Origin of the sequence: Paenibacillus sp. FSL R7-0302 (assembly GCF_038006885.1) — a bacterium.
Taxonomy (GTDB): Bacteria; Bacillota; Bacilli; order Paenibacillales; family Paenibacillaceae; genus Paenibacillus_AQ.
Genome location: NZ_JBBOWB010000001.1, coordinates 5,691,926 through 5,711,399, shown reverse-complemented (window position 1 = coordinate 5,711,399; position 19,474 = coordinate 5,691,926). Strand labels below are relative to the sequence as shown.

Annotated in this window: 17 protein-coding genes; 12 read left to right on the top strand and 5 right to left on the bottom strand. The window is 55.7% G+C overall.

All coding sequences use genetic code 11. The annotated features are described in order from the left end of the window. Positions 1-12: 12 nt before the first annotated feature. Together MKY96_RS24670 and MKY96_RS24665 are read left to right on the top strand one after the other, a co-directional pair. The gene (locus MKY96_RS24670) at positions 13-1,809 is read left to right on the top strand and encodes an ABC transporter ATP-binding protein (RefSeq protein ID WP_340944098.1); all 1,797 of its coding nucleotides are present in this window, start codon (positions 13-15) and stop codon (positions 1,807-1,809) included. A gap of 58 nt (positions 1,810-1,867) precedes the next feature. Beyond that, positions 1,868-2,089 carry a hypothetical protein gene (locus tag MKY96_RS24665; protein ID WP_340944097.1) on the top strand — a complete coding sequence of 74 codons (222 nt, stop codon included), beginning with the start codon at positions 1,868-1,870 and terminating at the stop codon, positions 2,087-2,089. Between the two features lie 58 nt (positions 2,090-2,147). On the opposite strand, the gene MKY96_RS24660 is transcribed toward MKY96_RS24665, so the two are convergent. Both MKY96_RS24660 and MKY96_RS24655 read right to left on the bottom strand, forming a co-directional pair. Continuing rightward, complete coding sequence (locus tag MKY96_RS24660; RefSeq protein WP_340944096.1) at positions 2,148-3,344, bottom strand: nucleotidyltransferase domain-containing protein; 1,197 nt, start codon at positions 3,342-3,344, stop codon at positions 2,148-2,150. A gap of 105 nt (positions 3,345-3,449) precedes the next feature. Continuing rightward, positions 3,450-4,784, bottom strand: coding sequence for a hypothetical protein (locus MKY96_RS24655; RefSeq protein WP_340944095.1), 1,335 nt, complete (start codon positions 4,782-4,784; stop codon positions 3,450-3,452). Positions 4,785-5,054: 270 nt separating this feature from the next. Here MKY96_RS24655 and MKY96_RS24650 point away from each other — a divergent pair, with 270 nt between their 5' ends. The 6 genes from MKY96_RS24650 to MKY96_RS24625 all read left to right on the top strand — a co-directional run bounded on the left by MKY96_RS24650 (position 5,055) and on the right by MKY96_RS24625 (position 13,423). Then, positions 5,055-5,948 (top strand): carbohydrate ABC transporter permease, encoded by an 894-nt coding sequence (locus tag MKY96_RS24650; protein ID WP_340944094.1) that lies wholly within the window; start codon positions 5,055-5,057, stop codon positions 5,946-5,948. Positions 5,949-6,033: 85 nt separating this feature from the next. Further along, the gene (locus MKY96_RS24645; protein WP_340944765.1) at positions 6,034-6,846 is read left to right on the top strand and encodes a carbohydrate ABC transporter permease; all 813 of its coding nucleotides are present in this window, start codon (positions 6,034-6,036) and stop codon (positions 6,844-6,846) included. A gap of 46 nt (positions 6,847-6,892) precedes the next feature. Then, complete coding sequence (locus tag MKY96_RS24640) at positions 6,893-9,229, top strand: FAD-dependent oxidoreductase (RefSeq protein WP_340944093.1); 2,337 nt, start codon at positions 6,893-6,895, stop codon at positions 9,227-9,229. 143 nt (positions 9,230-9,372) lie between these two features. Beyond that, positions 9,373-11,175, top strand: a complete 1,803-nt coding sequence (locus MKY96_RS24635) for a sensor histidine kinase (protein ID WP_340944092.1) — start codon at positions 9,373-9,375, stop codon at positions 11,173-11,175. Continuing rightward, positions 11,168-11,938, top strand: a complete 771-nt coding sequence (locus MKY96_RS24630; RefSeq protein WP_340944090.1) for a response regulator transcription factor — start codon at positions 11,168-11,170, stop codon at positions 11,936-11,938. Before MKY96_RS24635 ends, MKY96_RS24630 begins: the two co-directional genes overlap by 8 nt. Positions 11,939-12,100: 162 nt before the next feature. Further along, positions 12,101-13,423: an ABC transporter substrate-binding protein gene (locus MKY96_RS24625; protein ID WP_340944089.1), complete on the top strand. Its 1,323-nt coding sequence runs from the start codon at positions 12,101-12,103 to the stop codon at positions 13,421-13,423. Positions 13,424-13,497: 74 nt separating this feature from the next. Here the strand turns inward: MKY96_RS24625 and MKY96_RS24620 are convergent, their stop codons facing one another. Then, positions 13,498-14,418, bottom strand: coding sequence for an NADP-dependent oxidoreductase (locus MKY96_RS24620; protein ID WP_340944088.1), 921 nt, complete (start codon positions 14,416-14,418; stop codon positions 13,498-13,500). A 221-nt stretch (positions 14,419-14,639) separates the two neighbouring features. Here MKY96_RS24620 and MKY96_RS24615 point away from each other — a divergent pair, with 221 nt between their 5' ends. Together MKY96_RS24615 and MKY96_RS24610 are read left to right on the top strand one after the other, a co-directional pair. After that, positions 14,640-15,080, top strand: coding sequence for a HEAT repeat domain-containing protein (locus MKY96_RS24615; RefSeq protein WP_076081929.1), 441 nt, complete (start codon positions 14,640-14,642; stop codon positions 15,078-15,080). A gap of 101 nt (positions 15,081-15,181) precedes the next feature. Beyond that, the gene (locus MKY96_RS24610) at positions 15,182-15,754 is read left to right on the top strand and encodes a hypothetical protein (RefSeq protein ID WP_340944087.1); all 573 of its coding nucleotides are present in this window, start codon (positions 15,182-15,184) and stop codon (positions 15,752-15,754) included. A 136-nt stretch (positions 15,755-15,890) separates the two neighbouring features. Here MKY96_RS24610 and MKY96_RS24605 read toward each other — a convergent pair whose 3' ends face one another. After that, positions 15,891-17,429, bottom strand: coding sequence for an acyl-CoA synthetase (locus tag MKY96_RS24605; protein WP_340944762.1), 1,539 nt, complete (start codon positions 17,427-17,429; stop codon positions 15,891-15,893). Positions 17,430-17,615: 186 nt separating this feature from the next. Between MKY96_RS24605 and MKY96_RS24600 the strand changes: the two genes are divergently transcribed. Together MKY96_RS24600 and MKY96_RS24595 are read left to right on the top strand one after the other, a co-directional pair. Next, positions 17,616-18,269, top strand: coding sequence for a GNAT family N-acetyltransferase (locus tag MKY96_RS24600; RefSeq protein WP_340944086.1), 654 nt, complete (start codon positions 17,616-17,618; stop codon positions 18,267-18,269). 107 nt (positions 18,270-18,376) lie between these two features. Beyond that, positions 18,377-19,093 carry a hypothetical protein gene (locus MKY96_RS24595; RefSeq protein WP_340944084.1) on the top strand — a complete coding sequence of 239 codons (717 nt, stop codon included), beginning with the start codon at positions 18,377-18,379 and terminating at the stop codon, positions 19,091-19,093. A 91-nt stretch (positions 19,094-19,184) separates the two neighbouring features. Here the strand turns inward: MKY96_RS24595 and MKY96_RS24590 are convergent, their stop codons facing one another. Beyond that, a complete protein-coding gene (locus MKY96_RS24590; protein ID WP_076081926.1) occupies positions 19,185-19,310 on the bottom strand; it encodes a DUF4023 family protein in 126 nt (41 codons plus the stop codon). Between the last annotated feature and the right edge of the window lie 164 nt (positions 19,311-19,474).

Below are 19,474 nucleotides of genomic sequence, written 5' to 3'. Positions count from 1 at the left end.
CGAGGTGGGTCCATGCAAGCTATAATCTACTACGTCCGGCAGCTTCAACGGTTGTCGGGCGTGAAGCTGTATCTTAATCTGTTAGGCATGGTGATCAGCGGTCTGCTGGAGAGCTCCGCCATTCTGCTGCTGGTTCCCATGCTTGGCATGGCCGGCATTCAGCTGGGCGGCGCGGCGGCGGGCTATCATCTGCCTATGCTCGGATTCATCAGTGAACTGCCGCAGTCCACAGCGCTGCTGCTGGTGCTGGGCAGTTATGTTCTGATTGTGCTCTGCCAGAATCTGATCGCAAGGTTCGTGGCGATCCGCAATGTCGAAATTCAGCAGACCTATGGCAGGCAGCTGCGGGTTGAGGTCTATAGCGCATTGCTGCGGGCGCAGTGGTCTTTTTTTCTGAAGAAGCGCACCTCCGATCTGATCAACATGATGACCACCGAGCTGGCCAGAGTCCTGGCGGGTATCAGCGGGTTCCTGCAGTTCCTGACTTCGCTGTTGTTCACCCTGGTGCAGATTGCCTTTGCCTTCTGGCTGTCCCCCAAGATGACACTGGCGGTTCTCGTCTGTGCGGCGCTGCTGTCCATCTTCTCCCGGCGGTTCATCCGTAAGGCGAAGAGGCTGGGCAGCCGCAGCACGGAGCTGGGCAAGACGTATCTAGGCGGCATCACCGATCAGCTGAACGGAATCAAGGATATCAAAAGCAATAATCTGGAGCAGTCCCGTCTCGAATGGCTGCATGCCTTCACTGGCGAGGTTAAGCAGGAGCAACTGGACTACACGCGCCTGCGTTCCAACTCCCAGCTCCTGTATAAGCTGTCCTCCACGCTGCTGATTGCTGTGTTTATCTTCGTGTCCTTCCGGTTCATGCAAGTGGAGGGGCCGAATCTGCTGCTGGTCATTCTCGTCTTCACCCGGCTGTGGCCGACCTTCTCGACGCTGCAGTCGCTGCTGGAGCAGCTGGCCTCAGTAGTGCCATCCTTCAAACAATTGCAATCGCTGCAGGAAGAATGTCTGGCCGCTGTCGAGCATGAAGCGGATCAAGGTGGAGAACGGGTGCTGCCTATGACGCTGGAGCACGGTCTGGAAGCCCGAAATGTCGATTTCCGTTATCATGCGGACGAGCCGCAATATTCGCTCCAGAACGTCAATGTGCGGATTCCCGCCCGGCAGATGACGGCGATTGTCGGACGTTCAGGCGCCGGCAAAAGCACGCTCGTTGATCTGCTCATGGGACTGATGCAGCCGGAGAACGGGGAGATCCTGGCGGACGGCGAGCCGATCACCGGGGAGCGGCTGCTGTCCTACCGGAGATCCATCGGGTATGTGGCACAGGACCCGTTCCTGTATAACGCAACCATCCGCGATAATCTGATGATGATCAAGCCGGACGCGGAGGAGGCGGAGCTGTGGGAGGCACTGGAGTTTGCCTCCTCGGCGGACTTTGTCCGCAAGCTGCCGGACGGACTGGATACGCTGCTCGGCGACCGGGGCGTCCGCCTGTCGGGCGGGGAACGTCAACGCCTGGTGCTGGCACGCGCCATTATCCGCAAGCCGTCGATCCTGGTGCTCGATGAAGCGACAAGTGCGCTCGATACCGAGAACGAGCAGCGGATTCAAGAGGCGCTGGAGCGGATTAAGGCTTCTGTGACCGTCATCGTCATTGCCCACCGCCTGTCCACGATCCGGGGAGCCGATCAGATTCTGGTCATCGACCAGGGCCGGGTCATCCAGCAGGGAGTCTACAGCGGTCTGGCTTCGGAGAAGGGCGGCATGTTCAGCAGGTTATTGAAGGGGCAGGAAGAGGCTGGATAAGGGTATACCTTAAACGCGAATGTAGGCAAAAAACCGAACACAATTCGGTGCTGCGTGGGTGTGTGGTCCGAATGTAATCGAAGAACCGATTACATTGGGCGAGCGCAGAGGTTATGGCGTGAATGTAATCGAAAAACCGATTACATTGGGCGAGCGCAGGGGTTGTGGCGCGAATGTAATCGAAAAACCGATTACATTGGGCGAGCGCAGAGGTTGTGGCGCGAATGTAATCGAAAAACCGATTACATTGGCTGACCGCCACCCGGCTCCGAAACCGTAAAAAGGCAAGTGCTGCTAATCTAACGCAGCACTTGCCTTTTTGGTATGGCTGTCCCTGCCTAATTCTCCTTCTCCGCACCCGTCACCTTCCGCCAGCTCCACAGCAAAGGCCGCAGCGGGAAATACAAGAAATGCAGCGGCTTCGGCAGCGGCAGGGTCTTGGCATCCGCTGCATAGGGATAGAGGAAGCTGGCAGAGCGGAGTATCCGGTTCCGCGGGGACAGGATGCTTGGGAGATAACGGTTGAAATGCTGCTGCACCTCCGGCTCCAGCGGAGGGGTATTCAAATTCACGATGCGCGGGAGATAGAACAGAATGTCCTGCGCCAGTCTGCGGGCCTTGGGGTTGTCCAGCAGCGGGGATAGCGCCGGGTCAACCGGCGTCTCCAACAGCTCTCTGGCCAGAATCAGCGTCTGTCCTCCTATAGCGTTGTGATTATACCGCTGTAGTAATTGAATCAGCTTGGCGGAGTCGGGCGGCTGCTGTCCCATTAGCAGCATCTTGATGTCCTGCAGCCATCTCAGCCGGGACCAGGCATGTCTGGCACCGTGTACAGCCAGGAACATGAACAGATCCTCCGGCCCCAGATAGCGGACATTCTGGCCGAAGGTGCTGCTGGTCCGCGAATGACGCCAGAGCTCGTCGAACGCAGGCTCTTTGGCAGGACCCGGTCCTAACCGCCAGTGCAGCTCCAGGTTGACATTGCTGACAGGATGCACGAATGTCGAATGATGCTCCCGCCATTTCCAGTCGCCAAGCAGGCTCTCGAACTTGTCTTCCTTCTCATAGCCCAGCCGGATCAGCAAGGTTTCGGCATCCTCCAGCTGTTCAATCGGCACCAGGAAGTCGAGATCCCGGGAGGTGCGCTGCGACAGGTCTCCGTACAGCTCCTGCCCAAGCACCGGCCCTTTGAGGAACAGACAGCGGATATTCAGCTCGGCCAGCTGACCCGCAATATTGCTCATTTCACCGCTAAGCTGGAGCATCTGCACCGTATTCCTGCGGTATTGCCATTTCAGCTGCTCCAGAACTTCGGAAGGGACCGCCTTCTCCTCCATCTTGCTCAGCCTGGAATAGAGGTAGGGATACACCCTGTGCTGCCGGTTCAGTTCCACGAATAAGTCCCAGTTCACCTCTGTGAACAACTGCGGATGCTTCCGCGCCGTCTCATCTGGATTTCCGGAATTCAGTAGTGCAAGAATAAGGTATACTTCCTTGGTTAAGCTTGCCTGATTAAGGATCTTCCGGTCAGTCATAGAGACGCTCCTTACCTGATTTGTGAACGGATTACTAGAATATTAGTGAGCGTACCACCGTTTACAGAAGGTTGTCAATTTAATGGCCCGTTCGCCTGCCCGACTTCAATAAGTCCCGGCGCTCAGCTTCAGAATCGTGCCGGTGGAGGCCGGAATCACATCCGCATCACTGCCCAGTCCGAAGTAGAAGTCACCATTGTATTCCTCGAAGGAACGGGCGAAGGTATCCCGGCTGAAGCGGAAGACTTCACTCCAGTCTCCTCCGCCGGTGGCGAGGCTGGCGGTGCTTTTGCGGTAGACATAATTCGTATATTGGCCTGAGGCCTCCTTGGCATATCCAAGCACGTATACCGTATCTTTGCGGTCCAGAATATCGATAGGCGCTACGGCAGCATTCGGCAGCAGCTCCTTGCGCGTGTTCTGGAAGCCCGCTCCGGCGGAGAACAGGCCCTGCGGAATGGATTGATGGTCATTATAGATTTGGCCTGCAATATACAGCAGCCGTCCATTCACCTCAGTGGTGCGGAGCAGCTTCAGCCAAGGCTGGCCGCTGACGCCGGGAACGTTGACTTCACCGGGCTTCGTCACGAAGCTGAGTCCGGGGAAGAGCTGGCTGCTGGTGAAGGTCAGCTTCGTCTGGACCAGTCCGCTGCCGGTCTGCCGGATGGAGGTCATGTAGCCTTTCTCATTGGCCATTCCCTGCGTCTTGCCCGCCGTGGCGGAGGAAGCATAGAGCGTGTCACCTAAGCCGAACAGAGTATAAGCCCGCATAATGCCGTATTGGGAGACTGTGCCGAACCGGGTCCAGCTATTCCCCCTGTCAGCGGATACATAGATCAGCGGGCCACCGCTGGCGCCGAGCGAAGCATACAGCTTGCCTTGATAGTAGGCCATATCATAGACATGGATACCCCCGGGAATATTCATATATTGGTCCCAATGATCCCCGTTCAGGCGGTAGAAGTTCCCGTAGGCCCAGCCTGGGACTCTGGAGTCATGCCCGGGAATGTACAGCTCTCCGTTCAACACCTTGAAGGTATCAATCTGCTCGTCCATGACATAGACATTGGTGGTCACCTTGCCCGTGGCCGGGTTGGTATAGGTAACATCCTGAACAGAGAATTTATTCTGGGAAAGGTCCCAGTAATAGATAGGAACCGGTCCTGCATTGGGCACAGGCGCATTATTGCTGCTGTTGCCGTGGCCGAGATAAATTTTGCCGCCGAAGAGCTGCATATCCCAGACGTTGCGGGCATAAGCCGCTTTCTTGAACGGGCTGCCCAGCACCGTTATGGAGGAGCTGACATCGGGAGCCCCGGCGCTCACCTGCTCTTCCTGGACCGGCAAGGCTGCCGCCTGCAGCCCCTCCCCGTAAGATATTACACCTATCAGCATGAGACTTAAGCATAACCGGCCGGCACGTTGTTTTAACCCCTGCATGATGAACCTCCTATAATTTGGAATGAGGCTAATGATAATCGAATTCTCCGCAAAAAAGAAGGCAAACCGCCAGTTTTGGTTCTTCCGGTACAATCCCCGTGGTAAACATGCAGTGCATCCGCTGGGAGGTAAGGCCCAGGGCCGGATGGAAGCATAGTACCCCCAGTTCAATTCCAAAATCCGTACCCCTACGCCACAATAGCGTTCATTCTGCAAGCCATCTCCCTTTGCTAGACTTACATTATGAACATATTGCGAAGGAGGGATCGCTTGAAGAAGCTAAGAAGAACCGGCATTCATGACCATCATCCGGCCGGTTATTGGTTTATCGCCCCCAGCATGATAGGGATTACGCTGTTCTATCTGGTGCCTGCCCTGATGTCGCTGGTCATGATGTTTACAGACTACTCCTTCATGAACAAGGGGGACATCCAGTTCGTCGGGCTGGACAATTTCAGACGGCTGGCCGGAGATGCCTCATTCCACAACTCCGTCCTGAAGACATTCATCTTTCTGCTGACGGTTCCGGTATCGCTGATTGTGGCTTTTCCCATCGCCTACATTCTGAACAGAAGCGTCTACTGGGCCAAACTGCTGCGCACGCTGTACTTCCTGCCCTATATTATGAACGGTGTCGCCATCGCCTTCGTCTGGATGCTGCTTTTCCATCCCAGCCTCGGCCCCATTAACGGAGCACTCCGGCTGGTTGGCATCGCTGATCCTCCGGGCTGGCTGTCCGAGAGCAGTACGGCAATCTATGCGTTATGCATCATTCAGATCTGGATTATGGTCGGCTACAACATGATTATTTATCTCTCCAGTCTTCAGGAGGTGCCGAAGGAGCTGCTGGAGGCGGCGACCATCGACGGGGCCCGGCTGTGGCATTCCATCCGTTATATCACCGTGCCGCTCGTATCGCCGACCACCTTCCTGCTGCTGATTACAGGGTTCATCTCGGCCATTAAGACGTTCGGCATCATTCAGGCCACTACCGCCGGAGGACCGGGAGAAGGCAGCAATGTACTGTCGCTCTACATTTACAAGACAGCCTTCCGCTACTATGAGATGGGTTACGCTTCTGCTGTATCCTGGATGCTCTTCGCCATTGTCATGCTGATCATGCTTGTCAATTGGGCAGGCCAGCGCCGCTGGGTGCATTACTAAAAGAAAGCAAGGAGAGCCGCTAATGGAAACGACAATAACACCTGCTGTCCGGGCGGGGCGGCAGACGGCAAGGCGTGCCTCGCGAATGTGGAAGTGGCTGCTTACGCTGGTCATGACTGCTATGGGCCTGCTGCTGCTGCTGCCCTTCTTCTGGATGATCTCCACTTCATTTAAAACACCACTTGAGGTGTTCGAGTTCCCGATTCAGTGGATACCGCTGCACCCGGTCCTGAAGCACCATGTGAATGTGTGGACCGGAACGGGGAACTTCGCGCTGCTCTATATGAATTCCCTGAAAATCTCTATCCTTTCGACCCTGGGCGCGGTAACGTTTGCTGCTCTGGCCGCCTACGGATTCTCGCGGATTCGATTCCGCGGGCGGGAGCCGCTTTTCCTGATCTATTTATCCATGATGATGATCCCGCCGCAGATTCTGTTCGTGCCGAGGTTCGTGCTGTTCAACTGGATGGGCATTTACAACACCCACTGGGCGCTGATTTTGCCGGGGGCATTCACCATCTTTGGCGTGTTCCTGCTGCGCCAGTTCTTTATTACGGTGCCCCAGGAGATCAGTGAAGCAGCTTTAATCGACGGTGCCGGGCATTTCCGCATCTTCACACGGGTCATACTGCCGCTGGCGAAGGCCCCACTCGCAACACTGACGATCCTTGATTTCTCCTGGCACTGGAATGATTACGAGAACGCTCTGATCTTTCTGGTAGACAAGAATCTGTATACGGTGCCCCTGGGACTGCAGAATTTCGTGCTGGAGAATTCGGTTGATTACAACGGCATGATGGCTGCAGCTACAGCCGCCATGATTCCGATGATTGTGGTCTTCCTGGCCGGACAAAAGTTCATTATTCAAGGCATCGCCAGCGGGGCGGTCAAGGGTTAATACATGACAATATAATAAAGACAATGAAGCCTCAGGAGGTACTATCATGAACGTTCAGATTACAGAGAATTATGACATCGTAGTGGTGGGTGGCGGCCTTGCCGGGTTCTCTGCCGCTGTCGCTGCCGCACGCCAGGGAGCGCAGGTGTGCCTTGTGCAGGACCGTCCGGTGTTTGGAGGCAATTCGTCCTCCGAGATTAGAGTGTCGCCGCATGGAGCGGCCTGCTTCCATGCCTACGGACGGGAGACTGGTATTATCTCCGAACTGCTGATTGAGGAACGGGCCGTCAATCATGAATGGATTACTGAGAACGGCTGGACCAACAGTGTATGGGATATGACGATGTATGACATGGCGGTTAGAACCCCCGGTCTCACCTTCCACTTGAATACGGCGCTGCTTGACATCGCGATGGAGCATGAGCGCAAGATTCATTCGGTGCGGTGCCGGACCGCAGGCGCGGAGACTGATCTGCTGATTGAAGCGAAGCAGTTCATCGACTGCACCGGGGACGGCATACTCGCTGACCTGGCCGGCTGTGAATGGCGGATGGGCAGCGAAGGCAAGGATGAATTCGGCGAGCCGCACGCCCCGGAGCAGGCCAATCAGGAAGTGATGGGCAATTCGATTCATTTCAAGGCAAAGGATATGGGGCGGCCCGTTCCGTTTGTGCTGCCGGACTGGGCCATCCGCTATGAGGATGCCAGCTTCTTCTATGATCAGGGCCGCAAGCCCTACGATATCCGCAGCGGATACTGGTGGCTGGAGATCGGCGTGCCCTGGCACACCATCCATGATGCGGAACGCATCCGCCATGAGCTGACCCGCCATACGCTGGGGGTATGGGACTGGATCAAGAACCGTGATCCCAAGACCCGGGAGTTGGCTGCGAACTATGCGCTGGACTGGATCGGCCAGGTGCCCGGCAAGCGGGAGAGCCGGCGCATCATGGGCAAATATCTGATGACCGAGCATGATCCGGCAGGGCGCACCGTCTTCGAAGACGAGATTGCCTTCGGTGGCTGGTTCCTCGACCTGCATACGCCCGGCGGTCTGCTGGCACCGACCAGTGAGCCCAGCAGCGCAGAGCATTACGACCAGACCACCGATTATGCGGTCAAAAGCTATTGCGGTCCTTACGGTATCCCGCTGCGTATTTGTATGTCCAAGGATGTAGACAACCTGATGATGGCAGGCCGCAACGTAAGCGTAACCCATGCTGCTCTCGGCACGGTGCGTGTCATGGGCACAACCGCGCTGATGGGGCAGGCGGCAGGGGTCGCGGCGGCGATTGCGGCAGCGGAGCAGCTTAGCGCCGATGAGCTGCTGGCGACCCGTGTTCCTCATATTCAGCAACAGCTCCTCCGGGACGGCTGCTTCCTGCCGAATGTGGTCAATGAAGATCCGCTGGATCTGGCCCGGCGGGCTGCGGTTAGCGCAAGCAGTGAAGCGCTGCTCTACGGCGTAGGCCCGTCCTCCTCGGGAACGGCGGAGCATCTGGTGGATTGGACCGAGACGAAGCCGCAAGCGCAGGTGGCGCCAGAGCAGCCATATGACCGGGACCGGCTGAACCGGCGGACCGGGCAGTGGATCGCGGTGGGCGACCGTCCGGTCCGGCAGCTGGAGGTCTGTCTCAGCAACCTGTCCGGTGCCGCGCAGCAGGTTCAAGGAGTTCTGTATGCGGTGGAGAGCATCTGGGATTACCGTACAGAACCGGGAGAGCCGGCGGCAAGGCTGGAGTTCATGGTGCCTGAGGGCGAAGAGTTATGGGTCACTGCGCCGCTTGAACTGGAGCCGGGCCGCGACTTCCCGGCGTTCTCCTACCTGCGGCTCGATCTGCTGGCGCACAGCGGAGTGGCCTGGATCAAGGCCGGAACGGTCATTCCCGGCCATGCTTCGGCTTACGAGATCGGCGGCGGCAAGATGCGCAGCCTTAAGGAGAACCGCAGCTTCCGGCTGGACCCGCCGCAGAATTGCTATGCTGCGCACCAGGTGACCAGCGGTGTTACCCGCCCTTACCGCGCAGCCAATCTGTGGCGCTCCAATCCGCAGGAGCCGCAGGAGCAGTGGCTGGAGCTGAGCTGGCAGCAGCCGCAGGAAGTGCATACGGTGGAGCTCAGCTTCCCGGGGCATCTGTTCCATGAATACCATAACTACCCGCCGCTGTACCGTGATCCGCAGTGCGTGAGAGACTACAGCATCCTTCTCCGGCAGGACGGCCGCTGGACCGGGGCTGCCAGGGTCAAGGACAACTACCAGCGCCGGAATACCGTCACGTTAACACCGGCATCCGGCAGCTTCAAGGCGGACCGGCTGCGGGTGGTGATTCACGGGACGAACGGCGATGCATCAGCAGCCATATACGAAATCCGTTGTTACTAACAGAATTAGACAGACCGCATTGCGGTCTGTCTTTCGGCTGTCTGCGGAGAGAAATACTTTCTATCTAACCAAATTATTGAATAATGAATCCTCTGCTATACTGGGCAGGAACATGCCGCAAGGCCGAAGGGGGAAGAAGGATAATGAAGAGATTAAGGTGGCCCGGTGGCCTGAAATACCGCATTTTTACGGCATACTTGCTGCTGGTTATTATCCCGTTCTCCCTGCTGTGCCTGATCGGCTTCCAGCAGATTGAGCAGATTCTGAAGCAGCAGCAGGTTGAACAGAACAAGCGCGAGATGGGCAGCTTCCGGGAGGATCTGCTGGATCTGGCCGGACTGATGACCCGGTCACTCATTTTGATTAATCAGAATCCTTCCCTGGAGCAGTATCTGAGCTCGGACTCGCCTCATTCTCCCTTCACGGCCATGCGCGAAATCAACCGCAATCTGGACTCGCTGGCGAACTCGTTCTTCCTGTCCACGCCGTCCGTCTTCCTGACCGTCACTGACCGTGCCGGACATGCTTATTACAATTACACTTCGCGTAAGCCCATAGACGGGGGACAGGTATACAACGAGATAGCCGCCGGACTCCAAGAGCAGATGGCCCCGGCCTCCTACTATTGGAAGGTAACAGACAGCTATGTCTCCAAGGAGTTTGCCTCCGGCAGCAAACTGCTGACGATTGATTCCCTGCTGCTGGATGCCGGCTCTGAGCCGTACGGCGCAGTAAGAATCAGCATGGACCACAGGCAATGGCTGAAGCAGTGGACGGACGCGGCTGATCCTCAGGCGGCCTATCTCGTTCTCGGCAACGGGGGAGAGATGATCTACCGCAGCAAGGAGGATGCCCAGATCCCGGATGAGCTGGCCCGCCGTTTCCAGGAGGAATTCCGCCTCCACCCGGATAAGCTGGCCGATCTGACAAGTGAACGCGAGCAAGCCCTGTACCTGGCCAGCTATATGCCTTCCCTGGAGTGGACCCTGATTAAGAAAATCTCGCTGGAGCAGGTCTTTGCCGGCACCAATACCATCAAACGCACGGCGCTCATCTCCCTCGTAGTGCTCACGCTGGTGTTCATTGCCGCTACGCTGCTGATCTCCTCCAATGTAACCAAGCCGCTGCATAAGCTGCGCGATCAGATGAGCCGGGCCGCTGACCAGGAGCTGAGGGTGACGATCCCCACCAGCGGATACCGGGGGGAGATTCTTCAATTGCTGACCAGCTTCAACCGGATGATAGCCGATATCGGGACACTGATCTACCGGCTCAAAGTAGAGGAACGCCAGAAGGAATCCGTCCGGTTCCAGATCCTCGTCTCCCAGATGGACCCGCATTTTCTGCTGAATACCCTGAACATGATCAAGAGCCAGGCGCTCAAAAATAAAGACAGCACCACCTTCGACATCTGTGTCTCGCTCGGTCTGCTGCTGGAGACCAGTCTCAATACCGAGCTGGATCTCATCCCGCTGGGGCAGGAGCTGGGCTTCATGGAGGCTTATATGCACATTCAGAATATCCGCTTCGGCAACCGCTATCACCTGGATGTGGAGTACGATCCTTCGCTGTACTATGCCCTGGTTCCCAAGTTTACGTTGCAGCCGCTGGTCGAGAATGCCATTATTCATGGCTTCGCTGACACCGCGTCCGGCGGGCAGATCACCGTGGACATTCATGCCAGCGGACAGGAGCTCATTATGCTCGTGATGGATAACGGCGCCGGTCCCGATGCCGCCCGGCAAGCTGCTGCCCAGGCCGCTGTCCGGCGGAGTCGCAAAGGAATCGGGCTGAGCAATATCCGGGAGCGGCTGGAGCTGCTGTACCGGGGGCAAGCCTCCTTAACGCTCACCCGCAGCGGGGAAGAAGGCCGGACGATAGTCGAGATCCGCACCCCGCTGCTTGTATCCGAACCTTACGCCAAAGGAGAATCAGACGATGTATAGTGTCTACCTGGTAGAAGATGAAGTGTTTGCCCGGGATATGGTGAAGCATCTCATTGCCTGGGAGAAATACGGCTTTGTCATAGAAGGCGAGTATGCGAACGGGGCTGAGGCTATGGAAGCTATGGAGCAGCGCCCTCCCGACATCGTGATTACCGATATTGTCATGCCTGTTCTGGACGGGATTGAGCTGCTGCGCCGCAGCCGGGAAGCCGGCTGGGAATGCCCGTTCATCATGCTGACCTGCATGTCCGAGTTCGATTATGCCCAGCAGGCGCTGGAGCTTGGCGCTATAGGCTATGTGCTGAAGCTCTCTCTGCGGCCGGAGCGGCTGATTGCCCTGCTGGAGCGGGCGCGGGCGGGTCTGGAGCAGCGGGACAAATGGCGGAAGCTCAGTACCCTTGGGGACACCGCGCTGCTTGCAGCGGCCGGAACAGCCGGGGGGAAGACGGGGCATCCGCAGGTTGACCGCATTATAGACTATATCTCCGAGCATTATGCACAGGAGCACACGCTTGGCGAGCTGGCGCGTCTGGTCAATATGGAGCAGACCTACGTCAGCAACCTGTTCAAGAAGAAGACCGGGCTCACCCTCACCAATTTCACGCAAAAGGTCAGAATCGAAGCGGCCGTGCATCAGCTGCTCCACACCAGCCTGCCGGTCTCGGCCATCTCCTGTGCGTGCGGCTTCTCGAACGATAACTATTTCAACAAGGTGTTCAAGCGGTGGACGGGCAAAACTCCGAGCGACTTCCGCCGCTCCTGAAGCGGAGCCTCTAGCCGGGCGTATGCTATATCCCAAATCTGTATCATTAGATCACAATAGCGTTCATGGGGCAGCGGGGCGCGGGCTGATATCATTATAGGCAAGCGGAGGATGCTGCACAGCAGCGGACTTGCGGACAATAGCCAAGGGGGTTGACGATAGATGAAGAAACCAAGATACGGATGGCTTGCAGGACTTACAGCCCTGCTGATCATTGCAAGCGGTTGCAGCAGCAAGGAAGGGGCTGGCACATCGGCTGGAGTAGCTGAAGGCAGTAATTCCGCCGGACAGAACAACAAGACCATTACGCTGAAATTCTGGGGCGGGGTTCCTGAGGAAGCAGGGCCGCTGGACATGGTGAAAGCCTGGAATGAGGCGAATCCCGGAGTGCAGGTGGAATATGTCCGTTACGTCAATGATGACAGCGGCAATCTGAAGCTGGATACGGCGCTTGTGGCCGGAGAGAATATTGATCTCTATACCAATTACGCCAAGTTCCAGCTGGAGAAAAGAGTGCAGTCCGGCGGCGCGCAGAACCTCAGCGAGCTGGGAGGGTATGATATTGAAGCTGCTATGGGCGGGCAGGCCAAAGCGTGGCAGTTCGACGGCAGCTACTACGGCCTTCCGACCGTCTCCTCGAAGTCTTTTATCTGGCTGAACAAGAACAAGCTGGATGCTGCCGGGCTGAAGCTGCCGGATAACAACTGGACCCAGTCGGACCTGGCGGAATATGCCAAAGTGCTCAGCAAGGATTCAACTTACGGCTACGTTCAGGGAACCAACATGTTCCCCTTCGGCATGGACGGGGAGCTGCAGAATGAATTCGTCAAGGACGGCAAGTCTAACCTGGACAGCCCGGTGACGCGCGGCTCGGTGGAGAGCTGGTACAAGATGATGCACGATGATAAAAGTATGCCCGCCTACGGCGAGCAGATTGCCACCAAGCTTCAGGTCGATGCCTCGTTCCTCAAAGGGGAAGCGGCCATGCTGGGCTCCGGTAACTTTATTTTCCGCAATGCGAACAATCTGACCGATTACCCGCGTGAGTTCAAAATTGCCTTTGCCACCATTCCACGCCCGGATGGAGCGAGGGAAGACTTCCGCCTGGAAGGCGGGCTGAGCGATGTCATTGCCATCAACCCTGGCTCGGCTTACAAAGAGGAGGCGTGGAAGTTCCTGCAGTGGTATGCGGATGAAGGCGTAACCTATCTGACCAAGGGAGGCCGCATTCCCGCCTCGGCGAAGATTGATAACTCCCAGACGCAGGCCAAACTCGTTGCAGGCTTCGAACAACTGTACGATCTGGAGTCTATGGAGCGGGTGTTGTTCGGCGGTCAGGATACCTACATCAACACGGTGCCGATTCAACTGAACGACCTGCGTATGGAGGAGCTGGAGCATTATTTCCTGAAGGATAAGACACTGGATGAGACCTTCCAGAGCATCGGCAAGCGCCACAACGAATTAATCGCCAGAGGGAAATAACCTACAGAGTTATTATCACAATACCCGTACCGTCAGGAGATCCGCAACTCCTGGCTGTACGGGTATTTGGCTTACTATAATCCCGGTTCCCGTTGCCCGATCGTGATGGCAATAATGCCTGGACCCTTCCCGCTCGCCTGAAGCTCACAGGCGCTCTGCAGCCCTTCCTCGCTAAGCGGGAAGACTGGTCCGGCCGGTACCTTCAGCCTCCGTGCGGCAATCAGCCGGGCCAGCTCGGACAGCTGGAAGGCATCAGCAGCGGGAATAATACACCCTGCCTGGACTCCCTGCTGTGCAGCCCGGGCGGGATCGGGCGGTCCGTCCGTGGAGAACAGCCTTCCGCCGGAAGCCAGCACCGCGAAGCTGCTGTCCAGCACGCGGCCCCCTGCCGTATCGATGACCACATCGATACTCTGCCCCAGGATGGCTGCGAAATCCTGTCCGCTGCTGTTAATGGCCTGGTCTGCTCCCAGGCCCCAGACGGCGTCCAGATCTGCATCGCTGCTGATCGTCGTAATCACGGTTGCCTCCCGCAGCTTGGCGAGTTGCACCGCGAAGCTGCCGATGGCTCCCGCGCCGTTATGCACCAGCACGCGGTCCCGGCTGGAGACCCGGGCTGCGGCCAGTGCCTGCCATGCCGGCAGCCCGGCGGCTACGGTTACCGCAGCCGCTTCATAGGATAGCTCCCGGGGCTTAAGCGCCAGCTCAGTCTCACGTGCCAGCGCATATTCTGCGTAGCTTCCGTCCGCTCCGGCGTTTATCAGGCCGTACACTTCGTCACCGGTCTGCAAGCGGGTTGCTGCCGGGCCGGTATCCGTTATTGTTCCGGCTATGGCTGTAAGTAACGGGCCATTCTGAAGCTTCTGGAACGCCGGATGAACAGAGGCAGCGCGCAGTTCGATGAGAACTTCATACTCACCGGGAACAGGAAGCGGGGCGTTAATTTCTTTGAAGCTCCAGGTGTCGCTGAATGAATCTGGGAATAGGACTCTCATCTTGCAGTATGACCTCCTTGTCCTGCTGGCCGCTCTTTTGGTTCATACTATACTTATGCAGCCAGGTGAAGTCAAAAATCCCGATGCCCGGTCTCGACCCTGATCCAAGCGATACCTTCGCTCCCGGTTCAGCCGAATGTTTGGACAAAAGATTGAATCAGCGAGTACAGTACTGTAGAATTGAACTATATCAGATTTAACCAAGAAGGGGATTGTAACGCTTGAATAATGAAGAAGTAATCCAAGAGCTGCCTGAGAACTATGACGAACTGAAGAAAGCCGCCGGCCGTTCCGCAGACTGGAGAGCGCGTCTTGAAGCGGTAGAAGAGCTGGGCCGCTACAACCACAAACAAATTATCGATATCCTTAATCGCCTGATGATCAGCGATCCTGTATATACTGTGCAAGAAGCCGCATATAACAAGCTGGTGGCTTTTGGCGAAGAGGTCAAGGTTCCATCGAAGAACAAAGCTGAACTGTTCAAAGGGGTATCCAAGATTATTCTGCGGATTAAGAAAAGTCTGCCTAAGGACCATTCTTACGAAGAGTTCAAAGAGAAGCTGAAGAAGATGCGGGTTGATGTCTACGATGCCTATGAAGGCGAGAAGGGCGCGGATTTCGATCAGTGGCTGGAGAAGATGTGGGCTTCGGCTGCCAAGTAACCCATCTCAAATAACATAGCACATTAGCATGGCAGCACCAAGCGGAGAGATAAGGGCGTTCCTTATCGCTCCGCTATATTTTTGTGAGAAAGGATGATTACATGCTTACCGGTACATTTCAGGAATTCCTTAAGCTGTCCACGCAGCTGCGTCCCGGGTACACCGCCAGTCTGGGAAAGGCTCCGGCAGGGGGCAGTGATGCGATATTAGAGTTTACACCCGAAGTACCTGCGCTTCTGCGTGCGGTCTATGATACAGTTCTTGGAACAGGCGGCGCCGAGGAAGATCCCAGTCTGCTGGAGTTCATTCCGGGCTACCGGCTCTTTCATATCGGGGAATACGGCCATGAAGTGAAGATACTGTCAGGGATTCTGCAGGAGAAGGGATATACCGGCGGTGGAACCGTGTTGCCGCTGCTGACGAACTATGGAAGTGATTATATCTGCTACTACCGCTCTGAAGAAGGCGTGGAACGGATCTGCGATCTGCTGCACGACTACGGAGATTTGGTGGTAATGTACGATTCGCCGGAGAAGTTCCTGGAGACGCTGTGCGAATTCTATAAGCAGGAGGTCTATTTTCTGGATGAGGAAGGCTACCTGGACTGCGATCTGGTAAAAGAAGGCGAAGTGGGCGCGGCGCTCAACCCGGAGGCGGAGTATTGGTCCGAGTAAGGTAAGCACTGCACGCTTAGGCGTCCAAAAACACAACAATCCCCGTCCTGCATCACTGTAGGAACGGGGATTTTATAGTTTCGGCTGGCAATATAGCTGCCTGATTTGCAGCGTTCCCTGAACAGATTAGCTCTTGCTACAGGTTAGCGCGCTTCTCCTGCTCACGCAGCTCGATTCTGCGGATCTTTCCGGAGGTAGTCTTCGGCAGATCCGTAATGTATTCGATTTTGCGCGGATACTTGTAGGGAGCGGTCTGCTCCTTGACATGGGCTTGCAGCTCTTTGGTCAGCTCCGGTGTTCCGGCATGGCCGTCCTTGAGTACGATAAAAGCTTTGACGACTGACCCGCGGATCTCATCCGGGCTTGCGACTACGGCACATTCCTTAACGAGGGTATGCTTCATCAGCGCCTCTTCGACCTCGAACGGCCCGATCGTGTAGCCCGAGCTGATGATGATGTCATCGCCGCGCCCCTCGAACCAGAAATAGCCGTCCTCATCCTTGCGCGCCCGGTCGCCGGTTACGAAATACTCCCCCTGCGAGCAGTTCGCTTTCCGCTCAGGATCTTTGTAGTAGTTCTGGAACAATGCAGGCATGCTCAGATGTACGGCGATATCACCGACCACTCCAGCCGGCAGCGGATGTCCGTTCTCGTCGATCACCTCGACAATGCCCGGAGCAATCGATTTGCCCATGGAGCCGACCCGGATCGGTTCATCCTTCAGTGCTGCGATGATGAGTGTGCTCTCTGTTTGTCCGTAGCCGTCACGGATTGTAATATTGAAGTGTTGCTGGAATGTATGAATGACTTCCTGATTCAGCGGTTCACCGGCGGATACGGCGCAGCGCAGATTGGACAGATCGTATTCTGCCAGGCCTTCAGTCTTCGCCATCAGGCGGTATTCCGTCGGTGTGCAGCATAATACCTGGATCTTCTCATCTTGCAGCAGCTGCAGGTAGCGCTCCGGATGGAAGGCTCCGTTATAGACGAAGCCAGTTGCCCCGTTGCCGAGTACCGTCAGGAATGGACTCCAGATCCACTTCTGCCAGCCCGGTGCGGCTGTAGCCCAGACCGTATCTGATTCACGGATATCGAACCAGAGGGAGGAAGTGATCCGCAGATGGGCGTATCCCCAGCCGTGCGTGTGAACTACTGCTTTGGGATTGCCGGTGGTTCCGGAGGTATAGGCCAGAATGGCGATATCATCGCGGCGGCTGGCAACCGCAGGGTAAGAATCAGCTTGTCCTTCCATTAGACCCTCCAGGTCGATCCAGCCTTCTTCAGGCTCAGCTTCACCGCTGGAGACGGACAGGCGGTAGTCCAGTGCGGGAAGATCATCGGAGATTTTGTTGACTTCTCCGGTAGCCTCAGACCAGACAATCACGGCCCGCGCTTCGGAATGGCGCAGCCGGTACGAGAGATCCTTCGCCCGCAGCATTTCGGACGAAGGAATAACAGCCAGTCCCAGCTTCAGGCAGGCCAGATATATCGCATAGGCGATGATGCGGCGGGGGACCATGACCAGGACCCGGTCGCCTTGCGTAAGTCCGAGACCGGCCAGTCCGCCGGCGAGACGGTTAGCCTGAGCCATGAGCGCACCATAGGTGATTTGCTCCAGGCTCCCATTTTCATGTAACCATTTAATTGCAATCTTATCTTCGGGATGCTGCTCCATTTCCGAAGTGAGATTGTAGAATTCAGGTGCGATCCAACGTTGATTATCCAAATGAACCTCTCCTATTATAAGCGTGATGATGTATCTGTTGCCTACAGTATAGCACGTTCTCCTAGTACCAGATGCTAATCGGCTCATAGGGAAGCGGAGAATGTTCTGTGACAGTCTTTATTTTGAAGCATCTTGATGCGTACAGAATCCCTGAAGGTATTTTTAACCGGATCAGGGAACCATACATTAGAGCCCTTCATGCAGCGAAGCGGCAGAAAGCAGGCCATTGCAATGGACGAGAATACAGTGATCAATGAGACATCTATTAATGAAGAAAGCATTAGTGAATCAGAATTCAATGAAATATTCGCTATTATGGAAGCTTCGTTTCCGGTAAGTGAGCTTAGAACCCGCAGCGGGCAGCAGGCTTTGCTGGATCAGCCGAATTATCATCTGTATACCAGCAAGGATACGGAGGGGCAGATACTGGCTTTTTTGGCGGCATGGGAGTTACCCGAACTGCGGTTCATCGAGCATATTGCCGTGAATCCCCAGCGCCGGAGCGGAGGGATCGGCCGCAAGCTGATGAGCAGCTACCTTATGCATTCGGACAAGCCGGTGCTGCTTGAGGTAGAGCCGCCGGACGGGGAGCTGGAGCAGAGGAGAATCGGATTCTACGAGCGGCTGGGCTTTTACCTGAATCCCTATGACTATATGCAGCCGCCGCTGCGTGAAGGGCAAGCCGATCTTCCGCTGCGCATTATGACCTACCCGGAGCCGGTGACGATGAAGGAGTTCCTCCATTTCAGAGATGTTTTGTACACAGAGGTGTATGGGGTGTGCATTTGAATTACTTCTTTACAATCCGGATACAAGTTAGAAACAAGTTAATGGTTTAATAAGTCTATAGCAAGGAACACACACACTAACATCACAACTAAGGGAGACGATATTCAATGAAAAGCAAAAAAATGATCATAGCAACGATGGTATTCGGAATGGCCGTTACAGGTTCAGCAGGGGTCTACGCAGGAACGAACATGCAGAAAATCAGCGCCTATCTTAACCACGGAATCGGGTTCAAAGTGAACGGAGCCGCCTATACCCCAGTCGATAACAACGGCAAAACGATGGCGCCAATCACTTATAAGGATACAACGTATCTTCCGGTCCGGGCCATGGCAGATGCACTGAAGGTGCCGGTTACCTTCAATGCTTCCACGAATGAGGTTATCCTTGGGACTGGAACAGGGAGCACAACGCCGGATAATGGTTCAGCTGTGAAGCTGACGGCGGTACAATACACTGCAGCACAGAAGGAACAGATTGCTAAGGCGTTTGCGAACTTTGAGGGTTTTGAGACAGCCTATGCCCCGACTCAGATGGTCAGCGGAGATGCCTTCCAGAAGGTTGCGGGCGGCGATGACGGCGTAAGCTTCCTGTTCAATAAAATGCGGGTGAATGTATCTCCACGTGATTATTCCTACGACTATGACGGAACTACCGTAAAGCTCTCTAACGGAACTGAAGCGAAATGGTACACCCCTTCGGATACACCAATGCTGACCTTCAAGCTGGCAGACCGTTTTGTAACCATCAGCTCCGCTGACAAAGCTCTTAGCAAAGCACAAATCGAGAAAGTGGCTGTAGGCGTAACGAAACTAAGCAAATAATTACTCCTGCTTCTATAGAACAGAAATGCAAAAGGGATGTCCGCAGAGCCGTAACTGGCCGCGCAGACATCCCTGCTTTGTTTTGTCACCGTTATTTGTTAGAGCTATGCTGTTTATTGGCCAGTCTTGCTCCGGGAGTTCCTTTACCGCGTTTTCTGTTCTTTAGCGCTTTACGCTGATTCTCCTGGAACTTCTCCACGAATTCATGAGTGTCCATAACAATCCCCCTAGAAGGTTAGATAACGTAGGCTGGAGGCTTCCAAGCAAACGTTTAGATATTCGGTTATTCTGTCCATTGGCGGCTGATATCATTCTAAGATGATGGTTATAAAATAATGCTTGTAATGAATCTCTATCCGTGATATATTCTATTTCTGGCCG